Below are 15,040 nucleotides of genomic sequence, written 5' to 3' on the forward strand. Positions count from 1 at the left end.
CTGACGCCGCGACAGGCTCGGACCGGGCCGAGATCGTCTCGCCGCATCGAAGGGTACGCACATGGACAGCACCGGACCAGACGCTCCCCGCGACCAGCCACCTGCGCCGCTGCAGCCCAACCCGTACGCATCGTCACCGCCGATGGGCGGGCCGACTCTGCCATTTGTGACGGCGCCGAAGACCAACACCCTGGCCATCGTGTCGTTCGTGTCGTCGTTCTTCCTTGGGCTCGTCGCCATTATCACGGGGCACATGGCGCTCGGGCAGATTCGCGCGCGCGGCGAACTGGGCCGGGGTTTCGCCCTCGCCGGCCTCATCATCGGGTACATCGGCACGGCCGTGGTCGCCATCCTCGTCGTGTTTGCGATCATCTTCGCATCCGCTATCGGTGCTGTCGTTGTCGCCGTGGGTTCCAACTCGGGCTCGTCCGACTCGTCGACCTCGTCGCCTGCTCCGGAAGCGACCGAGCCGCTGCCGACCGGTCAGCTGGGCGCCGCCAACTTTGATGATGGCTATCTCCAATTCGGTACCGGCGCAGTCATCGTTGACGAATACATCGACCCGATGTGCCCGTTCTGCGCCCAGTTCGAAGAGGCCAACGGAGAACTGCTGATCGCGGGCGTGGAAAGCGGCGTCATCACCCTCCGGGTGCACTCACTCACTTTTCTCGACCGCCTGTCCCAGGGCACCAGCTACTCCAGCCGGGCATCCGCGGCGCTGACCTGCCAGGCCACGCTGAACCCGGAGAGTACCCTCGACTATCTGTCAGCGTTGTTCGCTAACCAGCCGCTCGAGGCAACTTCCGGGCTCAGCGACGCCGAACTGGTGGACTTGGCCCCGGGGAATGTGAGCATCACCGAGTGTGTTGAGACGGGGGAATACCTGCTCTGGTCTCAGCAGAACACCGCGGCGGCGCTGGCCGGTCCAATCGATGGCGCCGAGATCCAAGCCGTTTCCGGCACACCGACCGTGCTCGTCGACGGGCGTCAGTACCTGGGCAGCATCACCGATACCGCGGAATTCTCCGCTTTCGTCGCCACCGCGTTCTAACGCACGGCACAGGTCACGATTCGGTAACGTCGTTTCCGAAGAGTGTAATCCCGGGCCATTGTTTGAGTGGCATCCTGAAACACGAACGGGCCCTGCAAAGGATTGCCAACAATGCCGGCGGAACGCGGGCGGCCGGCACGCCCGGCTACACGGCATCCGCTGCCTACGTCAAAGCGCGCCTGCTGACGGCCGGCTACCAGGTGACGGAGCAACCCTTCGAGTTCGAGTTCTATCAGGAGGTGACCCTCCCTCTTTGAGCCAGGTGTCGCCCGCGCCGCAGAACTACGAGACGGCCACTTTCACCTACTCGGGCAGCGGCGATATTGTCGGCGGCCTCGTCGCCGCGACGAACACCGTGGTTCCGGCCACACCGGCACCGAGCTCGGCGTCAGGATGTGCCGCGACCGACTTTCTACCGGCCTCGGCCACCGAGCCCCAGGTAGCGCTCATCCAGCGCGGCACGTGCACATTCGCCATCAAAGCGGCAAACGCGATCGCTGCGGGCTATGACGCCGTAATCATCTTCAATGAGGGCAATCCCGGCCGCACCGAACTGGTTGAGGGAACGCTCGGTGCCCCGGTATCCGTGCCTGTCGTGGGATTGAGCTAGGCTGACGGCGCCGCGCTCTACGCGTCGGCCCTGGCAGGGCCGACGACCGTTGCGGTGAGTACGGATGTCATCGCCGAGACGCGTACGACCGTGAACATCATCGCCGACACCCGCACAGGCAATAAGGACAAGGTGATCGTGGTCGGGGCGCACCTCGATTCGGTGCTCGCGGGGCCGGGGATCAATGACAACGGCAGCGGCACCGCCACGATTCTCGAGACCGCAATTCAGATGAAGAAGCTCAAGATCCAGCCGCGGCAGCAGGTGCGGTTCGCGTTCTGGGGCGCCGAGGAACTCGGGCTTCTCGGGTCCGAGAACTAGGTGGCGATCGCGAGTGACGTCGATCTCGCCAAAATCTACGCCAACCTGAACTTCGACATGCTCGCCTCGCCGAACTACGTGCGCTTCGTCTACGACGGTGACGCCTCGGCCGACCCGAGTGCCACGGCGGGCCCTCCCGGTTCAGCCCGGTCGCAGTGTTGGGGCGACCGGGCTGCACGAGAGCGCGATTTACCCACTCGGGTCAGTGCTGGCTCCGTCCAGTCCTGGCCCGTTCACCGGTGGCGCACGATCGACTAGGCTAGGGAACATCAGACATCCTTTAAGATCCGTCCTGTGAGACGGGGAAGGAGGTCGGCATTTGGCGCACACTGTGCTCACTCAGGCTGACATCACCCGCGCGTTGACTCGAATCTCCCACGAGATCCTGGAGTCCAACCGGGGCCCGGACAACCTCGTAATTCTCGGCATCCCCACCCGCGGCGTTATTCTCGCCCGCCGCATCGCCGATATCATCCAGCGCATTGAACCGGCAGCAACAATGCTGCGAGTCGGATCGCTCGACGTCACGCTCTATCGCGACGATCTCGCCCACGGCCGCACCCGCACCCCCTCCCGCACCGAGGTGCCCGGAAGTATCGACGGCGCAACGGTCGTGCTCGTTGACGATGTGCTGTACTCGGGCCGCACCATCCGCAGCGCCCTCGACGCTCTCGGCGACCACGGCCGCCCCACAATTGTGCGCTTGGCGGTGCTCGTCGATCGCGGGCACCGCGAGCTGCCGATTCGCGCCGATTTCGTCGGCCGCAACCTGCCGACGGCGACCGACGAGCGCATCAACGTGCACCTCGTGGAGAGCGACGGAGACGAATTCGTCTCGATCGACGGCGGGAGCAACCGATGAGGCATCTGCTCTCCACCAAGGACCTCAGCCGTGACGAGGCGATCAACCTGCTCGACATCGCCGAAGACATGGCGGATGTCGCCGAGCGCGAGGTGAAAAAACTTCCGACCCTGCGCGGCAAGACCGTGGTCAACCTGTTCTTCGAGGACTCCACTCGGACCCGCATCTCGTTTGAGGCCGCGGCGAAGCGACTCAGCGCCGACGTGATCAATTTCAGCGCCAAGGGTTCCAGCGTGTCGAAGGGCGAAAGCCTGAAAGATACCGCGCAGACCCTGGCCGCGATCGGCGCCGATGGCGTCGTCATCCGTCATCCAGCCTCCGGCGCCCCGGCGGTGCTCGCCGCGAGCGGGTGGATCGATGCTGGCATCATCAACGCCGGCGACGGCACCCACGAGCATCCCACTCAGGCGCTGCTGGATGCCTTCACCATCCGCCGCCGCATTCACGGCCAGGCCTCACGCGGCACGGGCCTCGACGGGGTCAGCGTCACCATCGTGGGCGACGTGCTGCACTCCAGGGTCGCCCGCTCCAACCTCTGGCTGCTCACCACCCTCGGCGCCGATGTCACCTTCGTCGCCCCGCCCACCCTGTTACCGAGTGACACCTCGCTCTGGCCGGCCAGATTCAGCTTCGACCTCGATGACGCGATCGACGCCGGTCCCGACGTGGTCATGATGCTGCGCATCCAGACCGAACGGATGCACGCCGCATTCTTTCCGAGCAGCCGCGAGTACTCCCGGGTCTGGGGCCTCGACGACGCGCGATTTCGTCGGCTCGGTCCGGCTAGCATTGTCATGCACCCCGGCCCGATGAATCGTGGCCTGGAGATCTCTTCGGCGGCGGCCGACTCCGCTAATTCGACCGTGCTCGAACAGGTCACGAACGGCGTCTCCGTGCGGATGGCCGCGCTCTACCTGCTCTTGTCCGGTGACCGGAAGGAATCAAAGAATGTCGATTGACGGATTGCAGCAACACGAACTGCAGGAACGCTGGCTCATTCGCGGGGCGACCCTGCCGGACGGCACGAGCACCGATATCCGTCTCGATGGCCGGGGTATCACCGAGCTGGGCATCGGCTTGTCGCAAAGCGGTGCCAGCGTCATCGACGCCGAGGGACTCATCGCGCTGCCCGGCCTCGTGGACCTGCACGCGCACCTGCGCGAACCGGGCTACGAGCACAGTGAAACGGTGCTGAGCGGCAGCCGCGCTGCGGCGCGCGGCGGCTTCACGAGTGTGTTCGCCATGGCCAACACCCTGCCAGCGCAGGACACCGCCGGGGTGGTCGAGCAGGTGCTCGCCCTCGGCGAGAGTGCCGGGTACGTGGACGTGCAGCCGATCGGCGCCGTCACCGTGGGCCTGGCCGGCAAACAACTCGCCGAGCTGGGGGCGATGGCGTCGAGCAAAGCTCGCGTGCGGGTGTTCTCGGACGATGGGTTCTGCGTATCGGACCCGCTCCTCATGCGCCGCGCGCTTGAATATGTCAAGGCCTTCGACGGCGTCATCGCGCAGCATTCGCAGGAACCGCGCCTGACCGAGAACGCCCAGATGAACGAGGGCGCCCTCTCCGGTGAACTCGGCCTCGTCGGCTGGCCGGCCGTCGCCGAAGAATCCATCATCGCTCGTGACGTGCTGCTGGCCGAACACGTCGGGTCACGACTGCACGTCTGCCACGTCTCCACGGCCGGCTCGGTCGACGTGATCCGCTGGGCTAAGGCCCGCGGCATCAACGTAACCGCCGAGGTCACCCCGCACCACTTGCTGCTGACCGAAGACCTCGTGCGGGGCTACGACGCCCGCTTCAAGGTGAACCCGCCGTTGCGCAGCCGGGAAGACGTGGAGGCGCTGCGAGCCGGACTCGCCGACGGCACGATCGACATCGTCGCGACCGACCACGCCCCGCACCCCGTTGAAAGCAAGGACTGCGAGTGGGATGCCGCCGCCAACGGTATGGTCGGGTTGGAGTCGGCCCTGTCGGTCGTGCACGCGGCGGTCGTGGCGACCGGGCTGCTGGACTGGGCCGATATCGAACGCGTGCTCTCACGCACCCCGGCCCGCATCGGCCGCCTGGTCGGCCAGGGCAATCCGATCGCGGTCGGATCTCCCGCCGAACTGACCCTGTATGACCCCGCAGCAACCCGCGTGTTCGGCCGCGCGGATCTCGCCGGGACGAGCACGAATTCACCATACCTGTCGATGACGTTGCCGGGTGAGGTGCGGGCGACCTTCCACCGGGGCTACCCGACCGTGCTCGATGGCGTGGTGCGCAGCAGCCTCGAGATAGCCGACCAGGCGAGCGGAGTCGTCGTTCATGGATAGGACCATTCCCGCTGTCATCACAGCGCTCGTTCTGCTCGGCGTTCTGATTCTCATGTGGCGAAGCTGGCGAAAGCGCAGCCGACGGGATGCCGGGCTCACCGCCGGTTACCCGATGCCGAGCACCGAGGGAGTCGCCCTCGCCGGGGCCGAGGCCTACTACGTGGCGACCACGCCGCGCGATGCCCCGCTCGAACGCCTCGCCATCCGCGGCCTCGGCTTTCGCGCCCGTGCCGCCCTCACGGTGACCGGGGCCGGCGTGACACTCGATCTGGACGGCAACGAGCCGGTCTTCGTTCCGGCCGCCGCCATCGACGCCGTCGGTGCCGCCCAGGTTGCCATCGACCGGGCGGTCGAAACCGACGGACTCGTGCGCCTGTCCTGGCGTTTGTACTCGCCCCAGAACGCCGAGATCACCCACGACCGACGCGCCGTCGACAGTTTCTTCCGCATCATCGATCCCCGTGATCGCGCTCGCCTCGTCGACACGATCCGAACCATTTCAGCCACTGCTGCCGGCCCGGCTACCGGCTCGGCAGCCGCCCCGGCCAAACAAGACGAAAGTGAGGCCTGACGTGCCCGACTCGACCGCACCAGACCAGGCACCGGTATCCGCTGACCTGAATTCCACCGTCTCGGCCAGGGCCGTTCCCGGCCCGGCCGTGCTTGTACTCGAAGACGGCCGCCGCTTCGTCGGCCGCAGCTACGGCAGTACCGGCCAGACGCTGGGTGAGGTCGTCTTCGCCACCGGCATGACCGGCTATCAAGAGACCCTGACCGACCCGTCGTACGCCGGCCAGATCGTGCTCATGACAGCGCCGCACGTGGGCAACACCGGCATGAACGACGACGACATGGAGTCCCGCCAGATCTGGGTCGCCGGCTTCATCGTGCGGGAACCCGCACGCCTCGCCTCGAACTTTCGGGCCACTCGCACCCTCGACGACGACCTCGAAGCACAGGGCATTGTCGCGATCAGCGGCATCGACACCCGGGCGGTCACCCGCCATATCCGCTCCCTGGGCGCGATGAAAAGCGGCATCTTCTCCGGCGAGCTGTTCGGCTTGTCCGACAGCGAGCAGCTCGAACGCGTGCTCTCCGGCGCGGCCATGCGCGGACGCAACCTCTCACTCGAAGTCTCGACGGTCGAACCCTTCTCGATTCCCGCCCAGGGCGAACGCACTGGTTCGGTCGCGGTCCTCGACCTCGGGGTGAAGACCAGCACGCTCAACTACCTCGCAGAACGTGGCTTCGAAGTGCTTGTGCTGCCGCAGTCGGTCACCGCCGAGCATGTACTCTCGCTCAAGCCCTCCGCCTTGTTCTTCTCGAACGGACCAGGCGATCCGGCCGCCTCCGACGCACACGTCACCCTGCTGCAGGAGGTGCTCCGTGCGGGCATTCCTTACTTCGGCATCTGCTTCGGCAACCAGTTACTCGGCCGTGCACTCGGTTTTCGCACCTACAAACTGCCGTTCGGGCACCGCGGCATCAACCAGCCGGTACTCGACAAAAGCACCGGCCGGATCGAGATCACCTCGCAAAACCACGGTTTCGCCGTCGACATGCCCATCGAAGGCATCCATGAGTCGCGCGCCGGGTTCGGCCGGGTCGAAGTGAGTCACTACAGCCTCAACGACCAGGTGGTTGAAGGAATCCGCTGCCTCGACATCAATGCGTCCTCGGTGCAATACCACCCGGAGGCAGCCTCCGGCCCGCACGACGCCAACCACCTTTTCGATCGATTCAGAGACGTCGTGCTGGCTTCGCAGTCAGCCGTTGCAGGAGAAACCAAATAATGCCCAAGCGCGACGATATCAACAGCGTTCTTGTCATCGGCAGCGGTCCGATCGTCATCGGCCAGGCCTGCGAGTTCGACTACTCCGGCACCCAGGCCTGCCGCGTGTTACGCGAAGAAGGCGTTCGCGTCATCCTGGTCAACTCCAACCCGGCCACCATCATGACCGACCCCGACTTCGCCGATGCGACCTATATCGAACCGATAACGGCGGAAATTCTTGAGACCATCATCGCCAAGGAACGACCGGATGCGATTCTGCCGACCCTGGGTGGGCAGACCGCCCTCAACGCGGCCATCCAGCTGCACGAGCGCGGAATTCTAAAGAAATATGACGTGGAACTGATCGGTGCGAGTTTCGACGCCATCAACAAGGGCGAAGACCGCATGATCTTCAAGCAGCTCGTCCTCGACGCGGGCGCGGACGTGGCCCGTTCGTTCATTGCCCGCACCGTCGACGAAGCCGTCGGCTACGCCGACGATCTCGGCTATCCGCTTGTCGTGCGCCCCTCGTTCACCATGGGCGGCCTCGGCTCCGGCTTCGCCTACACCGAGGTGGAACTGCGCCGCATCGTCACCGACGGCCTGCACCACAGCCCGACCACCGAGGTGCTGCTCGAAGAATCCATCCTCGGGTGGAAAGAGTACGAACTCGAGATGATGCGCGACACGGCCGACAACACGGTCGTGGTCTGTTCGATCGAAAACGTCGACCCGGTCGGCGTGCACACCGGCGACTCCATCACCGTTGCCCCGGCACTGACCCTGACCGACCGTGAGTTTCAGCACCTGCGCGACATCTCGATCGACATCATCCGCGCCGTCGGCGTCGACACCGGCGGCTGCAACATCCAGTTCGCGATCAACCCGGTTGACGGCCGCGTCATCGTGATCGAGATGAATCCGCGCGTGTCGCGTTCCTCAGCACTGGCCAGCAAGGCGACCGGCTTTCCGATCGCCAAGATCGCTGCAAAACTGAGCCTCGGTTACCGCCTCGACGAGATTCCCAATGACATCACCGGTGTCACCCCGGCGAGCTTCGAACCCACCCTCGACTACGTTGTGGTCAAGGTGCCCCGCTTCGCGTTTGAGAAGTTCCCGGCCGCCGACCAGCGCCTGACCACCACCATGAAATCGGTCGGTGAAGCCATGGCCATCGGCCGTAGTTACGCCTCCGCCCTGCAGAAAGCCCTCCGGTCGCTCGAGAAGCGCGGGTCGAGCTTTCACTGGGGCGACGAGACCCGCACGGTCGATGAACTGCTCACCATCGCCGAAATTCCCACCGACGGCCGCATCGTCACCGTGCAGCAGGCCCTCCGCCGCGGTGCGACGATCGAGCAGGTGCACGCTGCCACCAAGATCGATCCGTGGTTCATCGACCAGATCGTGCTCATCAACGAGATCGCCGACCAGGTGGCCGCGGCCGACCGACTCGACCGCGACATCATGATCCTCGCCAAGGACCACGGCTTCTCGGACGCCCAGATTGGCGAGTTGCGCGGGTTCGGCGAAGCGGATGTTCGCACCGTGCGCCACATTCTCGGCGTGCGCCCCGTGTTCAAGACCGTCGACACCTGCGCGGGGGAGTTTCCCGCGCTCACGCCGTACCACTACTCCAGCTACGATGCCGAGACCGAGGTCGTCGCCAGCGACCGTCGCAAGGTCGTCATTCTCGGCTCCGGACCCAACCGCATCGGGCAGGGCGTCGAATTCGACTACTCCTGCGTGCATGCCTCCTTCGCACTGTCGGAGGCCGGCTACGAGACCATCATGATCAACTGCAACCCGGAGACGGTCTCCACCGACTACGACACCAGCGACCGGCTGTACTTTGAACCGCTCACCCTGGAAGACGTGCTCGAGGTCATCTATGCCGAAAGCCAGAGCGGCGAACTCGTCGGCGTGGTCGTGCAGCTCGGCGGCCAAACCGCGCTGAGCCTCGCCCGCGGCCTTGAAGCGGCCGGCATTCCCATTCTCGGTACCACCCCCGACGCGATCGACCTCGCCGAGGAACGGGGACTGTTTTCGAAGATTCTGGGCGATGCCGGCCTCCTCGCCCCCCGCAACGGTACGGCGATCGACTTCGCCGGAGCCGTCGTGGTGGCCGAAGAAATCGGTTACCCGGTGCTCGTGCGCCCGAGCTACGTGCTTGGCGGCCGCGGCATGGAGATCGTCTACGATTCCCCGTCGCTCGCCGATTACTTCACGCGCATGGCCGGGCAGGGAATCATCGGCGCGGGGCATCCGCTGCTCGTCGACCGTTTTCTCGACGACGCGATTGAGATCGACGTCGACGCCATCTACGACGGTCACGAGCTCTACATTGGCGGTGTCATGGAGCACATCGAAGAGGCCGGCATCCACTCCGGCGACTCGAGCTGCACCCTGCCGCCGGTCACCCTCGGCCGCGCCGAGATCGACCGGGTGCGCGAAGCCACGCTCGGCATCGCCCGCGGCATCGGCGTGAAGGGCCTGCTCAACGTGCAATTCGCCATCGGCGCCGGTGTGCTCTACGTGCTCGAGGCCAACCCGCGCGCCTCGCGCACGGTTCCGTTCGTCGCCAAAGCGCTCGGCATCACCCTGGCCAAGGCCGCCGCGCTGATCATGGTCGGTACGACCATCGCCGAACTCAAGGCCGAGGGCAAGCTTCCGCTGATCGACGGCTCTCGCGTGCCGATCGAATCGCCGGTCGCGGTGAAGGAAGCCGTGCTGCCGTTCAACCGGTTCCGCACCCCGGAAGGCCTCGCCGTCGACTCGATCCTCGGCCCGGAAATGCGCTCCACCGGCGAGGTCATGGGCATCGACCGCGACTTTCCGCGGGCCTTCGCCAAGAGCCAGCTCGCCGCCTATGGCGGAATTCCGCTGTCCGGCACCGTCTTCGTGTCGGTCTCCGACCGCGACAAGCGTGCGATCATCCTGCCCATGCTGCGATTGCAGCAGCTCGGCTACGAGATCGCCGCGACCATCGGTACCGCCGAGGTGCTGCAACGCAACGGCATTCGCGCTCGCGTCGTGACCAAGTTCAGTGAGAAGACGGGCGAGCACGACGTTTCTATCGTCGAGCTCATTCGCCGCGAAGAAATCCAGATTGTCATCAACACCCCCGGCGGCAGCACGGCCAGGGCCGACGGCTACGAGATTCGCGCGGCCGCCGTCGCCGGTGACCTGCCCCTGTTCACCACGATTGCCGAGCTCAGCGCCGCGGTCGCCTCAATCGACTCGATCCGTGACGGGTTCGAGGTGACCTCGCTCCAGGAGTACGCCACCGCGCGAACGGCCCTGCTGTGACGGTGTCGGCCGAGCCGGCCGCGACCGGGGCGGCCGTCTCCTTTGGTGAGCGACTCTCTGGCGTGTTCGCCGAGCATGGCCAGTTATGCGTAGGCATCGACCCGCATTCCTGGCTGCTGCGCGACTGGAACCTGCCCGATACAGCGAACGGCGCCGAATCGTTCGGCCGCGCGGTCGTCGCCGCTGCGGCCGGCCGGGTCGGCCTGGTCAAACCGCAGGTCGCCTTCTACGAACGCTTCGGCTCGGCCGGTTTCGCCGCCCTGGAACGGGTGCTGACCGACGCCAGGCAGGCTGGCCTGCTCGTGATCGGCGACGCCAAACGCGGCGACCTCGGCACGAGCGCCCTGGCGTATGCAGAGGCCTGGCTCTCACCAGGTTCCCCGCTCGAAGTGGATGCCCTCACCCTGGCCGCCTACATGGGTGTCGGTTCGCTCGAGTCACCGCTCACCCTCGCGGCAGCAACCGGCAAGGGTGTCTTCCTGCTCGCCGCCACCTCCAACCCCGAGGCCGCGCACATCCAGCGCGCAATCGTGGCCGAGGGACCGTACGCGGGTTCGAGCGTCGCCCGCGCCATTCTTGATGATGTCGGCGAGCGCAACGCACGGGCCAGCGGAGTCATCGAGGGGGCAGCATGCGCTTCGGTAGCGACCGGTCTCGGGTCGATCGGCGTCGTGCTCGGAGCCACCCTCGACCTGGCCGCCTTCGGTATTGACGTGCATCAGGCGTCGACCGAATGTCGAACACCGGTGCTGGCACCGGGCTTCGGACACCAAGGTGGGAATATTATGGATCTGATCTCGATATATGGTGAATACGCCGACGGGGTTATCGTGAGTGAATCGCGCAGTGTGCTCTCGGCCGGACCCCGCCGGATCGAAGAAGCCATTGAGCGCCGAGTAGCCGAAGTAGGTGCCGTTCGTGGCTGAAAACCGCCCCACCCCGCCCGAAGTCGACCGGGTGGCTGCGTCGCGCGCCGCCGTCGCGGCACGCCGCGCCCGCGCCAAGGTCAAAGCCGAGGTCGCTTCCGGCGAACGTACCGCTCTCGAGGTGCTCGCAACAGCGATACACGACCCGATCGGGGTCGAGGGCCGGTTGCGGGTGACCGAGTTGCTCGTGAGCATTCCGGCCATCGGCGTGACCAAAATGCGGCGCATCATTCACCGCCTGGAGATTTCGCCGTCGAAACGCCTCGGCGGACTCGGCCGACACCAGCGTGACCGGCTGCGGGACTTCCTCTCCGAACGACCTGCCCAGCGGCACAGCACCGCCGACTCCAAACTCATCGTCCTGGCCGGCCCCACCGCGGTCGGCAAGGGCACCGTTGCCGGCTACATTCGCAAGAATTACCCCGACGTGCTGCTCTCCGTCTCGGCGACGACGCGGGCGCCGCGCCCCGGCGAAACCGAAGGGGTCAGCTACTACTTTGTCTCCGACGACGAATTCGACCGCATGATTGCGGCCGACGAACTGCTCGAATGGGCCACAGTGCACAACGCCTACCGCTACGGCACTCCCCGCGGCCCGGTCGATGCCGCCATCACCGCCGGCAACAGCGTGCTGCTCGAGATCGATCTGCAGGGCGCTCGCGCCGTGCGCCGCGCCATGCCGGAAGCCCGTCTGGTGTTTCTACTGCCGCCGAGCTGGGACGAACTGGTGCGCCGTCTGATCGGCCGGGGCACCGAAGACGCGGCGGAACAGGCCCGCCGCCTGGAGACCGCGAAGCTGGAATTGGCCGCCCAGGGGGAGTTCGATTACCGCGTGATCAACCACGATGTCGCCGACGCCGCCCGCGAGGTCGTAGACTTGATGGAGATCCGCGCTGCATCCAGCATGCCGTAGCGCCCGCATCCGCTGATTCGCGCGTCTCAGGGCGCGTATCCACCTCGCATGTACCGTTCAACAACAGATTCGCACGCCGCCTCAGGCCGTGCTCTACTAGGAGTGTGACACCAATGGCGAACAAGCCCACTGGCATCATTGACCCGCCCATCGACGACCTGCTCTCCAAGGTCGACTCGAAGTATGCCCTCGTGATTTTCGCGTCCAAGCGGGCGCGTCAGATCAACGACTACTACGCCGACCTGCACGAAGGCAGCCTGTTCGACAACGTCGGACCGCTCGTCGACTCGACCGTCGAAGACAAGCCGCTCTCGGTAGCCCTGCGCGAGATCAACGACGACAAGCTCGTCTCCCGCCCCATCGTCGAGGGTTAAAGCTCCAAGCTCAAAGCGCGCAGGATGAAGACACCTCGCACGATCGTCGTCGGTATCACCGGCGGCATCGCCGCATACAAGGCCGTCAATATCGTGCGCGCTTTCGTGTTGAACGGCGACTCGGTTCACGTGATTGCTACCCCGGCCGCGCTGCGCTTCGTCGGCAAGCCGACCCTGGAGGCGATCTCCCGCAACCCGGTGCACACCGACCTCTATGAGGGCGTCGCCGAGGTGCGCCATGTCGCCATCGGCCAGGGTGCCGACCTCATCGTCGTCGCTCCCGCGACGGCCAACAGCATCGCCAAAATCGCCGCCGGCCTCGCCGACGACCTGCTCGGCAACACCATTCTGGCCAGCACCGCACCGCTCGTGATCGCCCCGGCCATGCACACCGAAATGTGGAACAATCCCGCGACCGTCGCGAACGTCGCCGTGCTGCGATCTCGTGGCATCACCATTGTCGGCCCCGGCGTCGGCCGCCTCACCGGCACCGACTCCGGAGCGGGCCGCATGGAAGAGCCGGAGACCATCGTCGCGGTCGCCCTCGCCGTGCTCGACCGGGTGGCCTCGGCCGGGGAACAGTCAAGGGAGACCGTGGCATCCGCTGGTCAGGATCTGACCGGTCGCCGGGTACTGATCAGCGCCGGTGGAACCCGCGAACCACTCGACCCGGTGCGGTTTCTGGGCAATCGATCCAGCGGCAAACAGGGCGTCGCACTGGCCCAGGCGGCCCTGGCGCGGGGTGCGTCGGTCACGCTCATCGCGGCCAATCTGGAGGTCGCCGTTCCAACCAGCGTGACGACCATCCTGGTCAGCAGCGCCGTGGAGATGCACGAGGCCATGACGCTGGCCGCAGACTCGGCCGAGGTCGTCATCATGGCCGCCGCGGTCGCCGATTACCGACCGAAGACGGTCCAGCTCGGCAAGATCAAGAAAGCAGATGCGGGGGACACCCTCACCCTGGAACTGGTCAAGAACCCCGACATCCTGGCCGGGCTCGCAGCGTCCCGCAAACCGGGCCAGCTGATCATCGGCTTCGCCGCAGAAACCGAAACGGATGCCGACCGGTTGCTCGCACTCGGCCGTGACAAAATCTCCCGTAAGGGCTGCGACTTCCTGGTCGTGAACCGGGTCGGGCACACGTTCGGAGCGACCGAGGGATTTGGCACCGAACGTAACACGGTGACGGTGCTCGATTGCCACGGAGTTATAGTGAACGAGGCCTCCGGCAGCAAAATGTCGGTGGCCAACTGCATACTTGACCTGATCCGCTAGCCTCCGCTGCGACAGGCACTCCGCGGTACCCACCGACCTGTTCGGTAACGACGTCAACTTCTACGTTCTCAACCAGTACGTTTTCAACTTCTACAGAGACGGGCCAGATGAGCGATCTTCGCCTCTTCACCTCGGAATCAGTCACCGAAGGTCACCCCGACAAGATCTGCGACCAGATCTCCGACAGCATCCTCGACGCCCTTCTCGCCGACGACCCGCACAGCCGGGTCGCCGTCGAGACGCTCGTCACCACGGGGCTCGTCCACGTGGCCGGGGAGGTCTCCACCGAGGCCTATGTCGAAATTCCGTCGATCGTGCGCAAGTGCATCACCGATATCGGCTACGACTCCTCGGACGTCTGGTTCGACGGCCGATCGTGCGGCGTCGAAATCTCCATCGGGGGGCAGTCACCCGATATCGCCCAGGGCGTCGACAACGCCTTTGAGACGCGCGAACAGTCCAGCCTCGATGACTTCGACCGGCAGGGCGCCGGCGATCAGGGCATCATGTTCGGCTATGCCACCCGCGAAACCCCCGAACTCATGCCGATCCCGATCTGGATCGCCCACCGGCTGGCCGAACGTCTCGCCCTCGTACGCAAGAGCGGCGAGCTCGACTACCTGCGGCCCGACGGCAAAACTCAGGTCACCATCGGCTATGACGGAATCATTCCGCGCACCGTCGAGACCGTCGTGGTGTCAACTCAGCACGCGCCCTCCGTCTCCACCGAGCAGTTGCGCCTCGAGGTCGAAGAGCTCGTGATTCGTCCGGTGCTCGACCGGATCGACCTCGATTCCTCCCTGCTCACGACGCTGATCAACCCCACGGGGCGCTTTGAAATCGGCGGCCCACAGGGCGATGCCGGCCTCACCGGTCGCAAGATCATCATCGACACCTACGGCGGGTCCAGCCGTCACGGCGGCGGTGCGTTCAGCGGCAAGGACCCGTCCAAGGTCGACCGTTCCGCCGCCTATGCCATGCGCTGGGTCGCCAAGAACGCCGTCGCTGCCGGCCTGGCCGAACGCCTCGAGGTTCAGGTCGCCTACGCGATCGGCAAGGCGTCTCCGGTCGGCCTGTACGTCGAAACCTTCGGAACCGGTGTGCTGCCCGACAAGGAGATCACCGCGGCCATCCGCGCCGTGTTCGACCTGCGTCCGGCCGCCATCATCCACTCGCTCGACCTGCTGCGTCCCATCTACGCGCAGACGGCGACGTACGGTCACTTCGGCCGGGAACTGCCCGACTTCACCTGGGAGCGCCTCGACAAGGTCGACGACCTGCGCAGCGCTGCCGGCCTCTGAACTGTTTCCCT

At 65.7% G+C, this 15,040-nt stretch carries 16 protein-coding genes; all 16 read left to right on the forward strand.

Annotation, left to right across the window (positions count from 1 at the left end; genetic code table 11):
• The first annotated feature begins 61 nt into the window (after nucleotides 1-61).
• The 16 genes from E3N85_RS02915 to metK all read left to right on the forward strand — a co-directional run bounded on the left by E3N85_RS02915 (nucleotide 62) and on the right by metK (nucleotide 15,029).
• Nucleotides 62-1,051 (forward strand): DUF4190 domain-containing protein, encoded by a 990-nt coding sequence (locus E3N85_RS02915; RefSeq protein ID WP_134459172.1) that lies wholly within the window; start codon nucleotides 62-64, stop codon nucleotides 1,049-1,051.
• 62 nt (nucleotides 1,052-1,113) lie between these two features.
• Nucleotides 1,114-1,308 carry a hypothetical protein gene (locus E3N85_RS16465; protein WP_198412036.1) on the forward strand — a complete coding sequence of 65 codons (195 nt, stop codon included), beginning with the start codon at nucleotides 1,114-1,116 and terminating at the stop codon, nucleotides 1,306-1,308.
• 5 nt (nucleotides 1,309-1,313) lie between these two features.
• Nucleotides 1,314-1,661 (forward strand): PA domain-containing protein, encoded by a 348-nt coding sequence (locus E3N85_RS16470; protein ID WP_241978283.1) that lies wholly within the window; start codon nucleotides 1,314-1,316, stop codon nucleotides 1,659-1,661.
• 54 nt (nucleotides 1,662-1,715) lie between these two features.
• A complete protein-coding gene (locus E3N85_RS16475; protein WP_198412038.1) occupies nucleotides 1,716-1,982 on the forward strand; it encodes a M20/M25/M40 family metallo-hydrolase in 267 nt (88 codons plus the stop codon).
• Nucleotides 1,983-2,240, forward strand: coding sequence for a hypothetical protein (locus E3N85_RS16480; RefSeq protein WP_198412039.1), 258 nt, complete (start codon nucleotides 1,983-1,985; stop codon nucleotides 2,238-2,240).
• Between the two features lie 61 nt (nucleotides 2,241-2,301).
• The gene (gene pyrR / locus E3N85_RS02925; RefSeq protein ID WP_134459174.1) at nucleotides 2,302-2,844 is read left to right on the forward strand and encodes a bifunctional pyr operon transcriptional regulator/uracil phosphoribosyltransferase PyrR; all 543 of its coding nucleotides are present in this window, start codon (nucleotides 2,302-2,304) and stop codon (nucleotides 2,842-2,844) included.
• Nucleotides 2,841-3,803: an aspartate carbamoyltransferase catalytic subunit gene (locus E3N85_RS02930; RefSeq protein ID WP_134459176.1), complete on the forward strand. Its 963-nt coding sequence runs from the start codon at nucleotides 2,841-2,843 to the stop codon at nucleotides 3,801-3,803. Before pyrR ends, E3N85_RS02930 begins: the two co-directional genes overlap by 4 nt.
• Nucleotides 3,793-5,160, forward strand: a complete 1,368-nt coding sequence (locus E3N85_RS02935; RefSeq protein ID WP_174722450.1) for a dihydroorotase — start codon at nucleotides 3,793-3,795, stop codon at nucleotides 5,158-5,160. The genes E3N85_RS02930 and E3N85_RS02935 overlap by 11 nt, the downstream gene beginning before the upstream one ends.
• A complete protein-coding gene (locus E3N85_RS02940; RefSeq protein WP_134459178.1) occupies nucleotides 5,153-5,731 on the forward strand; it encodes a hypothetical protein in 579 nt (192 codons plus the stop codon). Before E3N85_RS02935 ends, E3N85_RS02940 begins: the two co-directional genes overlap by 8 nt.
• An 88-nt stretch (nucleotides 5,732-5,819) precedes the next feature.
• Nucleotides 5,820-6,953, forward strand: coding sequence for a glutamine-hydrolyzing carbamoyl-phosphate synthase small subunit (carA, locus tag E3N85_RS02945; protein WP_134459448.1), 1,134 nt, complete (start codon nucleotides 5,820-5,822; stop codon nucleotides 6,951-6,953).
• The gene (carB, locus tag E3N85_RS02950) at nucleotides 6,953-10,240 is read left to right on the forward strand and encodes a carbamoyl-phosphate synthase large subunit (protein ID WP_134459180.1); all 3,288 of its coding nucleotides are present in this window, start codon (nucleotides 6,953-6,955) and stop codon (nucleotides 10,238-10,240) included. The genes carA and carB overlap by 1 nt, the downstream gene beginning before the upstream one ends.
• Nucleotides 10,237-11,166 (forward strand): orotidine-5'-phosphate decarboxylase, encoded by a 930-nt coding sequence (pyrF, locus tag E3N85_RS02955; protein ID WP_370288982.1) that lies wholly within the window; start codon nucleotides 10,237-10,239, stop codon nucleotides 11,164-11,166. The genes carB and pyrF overlap by 4 nt, the downstream gene beginning before the upstream one ends.
• Nucleotides 11,159-12,079 carry a guanylate kinase gene (gene gmk, locus E3N85_RS02960; RefSeq protein ID WP_134459182.1) on the forward strand — a complete coding sequence of 307 codons (921 nt, stop codon included), beginning with the start codon at nucleotides 11,159-11,161 and terminating at the stop codon, nucleotides 12,077-12,079. Before pyrF ends, gmk begins: the two co-directional genes overlap by 8 nt.
• Nucleotides 12,080-12,192: 113 nt before the next feature.
• Entirely contained in the window at nucleotides 12,193-12,453 is a 261-nt protein-coding gene (rpoZ, locus tag E3N85_RS02965; protein WP_134459184.1) for a DNA-directed RNA polymerase subunit omega, read from the forward strand.
• 24 nt (nucleotides 12,454-12,477) lie between these two features.
• On the forward strand, nucleotides 12,478-13,728 hold the full coding sequence (gene coaBC, locus E3N85_RS02970; protein WP_134459186.1) for a bifunctional phosphopantothenoylcysteine decarboxylase/phosphopantothenate--cysteine ligase CoaBC: 1,251 nt from the start codon (nucleotides 12,478-12,480) through the stop codon (nucleotides 13,726-13,728).
• 107 nt (nucleotides 13,729-13,835) lie between these two features.
• On the forward strand, nucleotides 13,836-15,029 hold the full coding sequence (gene metK / locus E3N85_RS02975) for a methionine adenosyltransferase (RefSeq protein ID WP_134459188.1): 1,194 nt from the start codon (nucleotides 13,836-13,838) through the stop codon (nucleotides 15,027-15,029).
• Nucleotides 15,030-15,040 lie beyond the last annotated feature (11 nt).

It is taken from the genome of Cryobacterium sp. Hz9 (assembly GCF_004402825.1).
Lineage (GTDB): Bacteria > Actinomycetota > Actinomycetes > Actinomycetales > Microbacteriaceae > Cryobacterium > Cryobacterium gelidum.

What these genes read in the sequence shown, in the direction of transcription:
- coaBC (WP_134459186.1), top strand. Translation starts at nt 12,478, where the DNA reads ATGAAGACACCTCGCACGATCGTCGTCGGTATCACCGGCGGCATCGCC.
- E3N85_RS02940 (WP_134459178.1), top strand. Translation starts at nt 5,153, where the DNA reads ATGGATAGGACCATTCCCGCTGTCATCACAGCGCTCGTTCTGCTCGGC.
- E3N85_RS02935 (WP_174722450.1), top strand. Translation starts at nt 3,793, where the DNA reads ATGTCGATTGACGGATTGCAGCAACACGAACTGCAGGAACGCTGGCTC.
- E3N85_RS02930 (WP_134459176.1), top strand. Translation starts at nt 2,841, where the DNA reads ATGAGGCATCTGCTCTCCACCAAGGACCTCAGCCGTGACGAGGCGATC.
- metK (WP_134459188.1), top strand. Translation starts at nt 13,836, where the DNA reads ATGAGCGATCTTCGCCTCTTCACCTCGGAATCAGTCACCGAAGGTCAC.
- E3N85_RS02915 (WP_134459172.1), top strand. Translation starts at nt 62, where the DNA reads ATGGACAGCACCGGACCAGACGCTCCCCGCGACCAGCCACCTGCGCCG.
- rpoZ (WP_134459184.1), top strand. Translation starts at nt 12,193, where the DNA reads ATGGCGAACAAGCCCACTGGCATCATTGACCCGCCCATCGACGACCTG.
- carB (WP_134459180.1), top strand. Translation starts at nt 6,953, where the DNA reads ATGCCCAAGCGCGACGATATCAACAGCGTTCTTGTCATCGGCAGCGGT.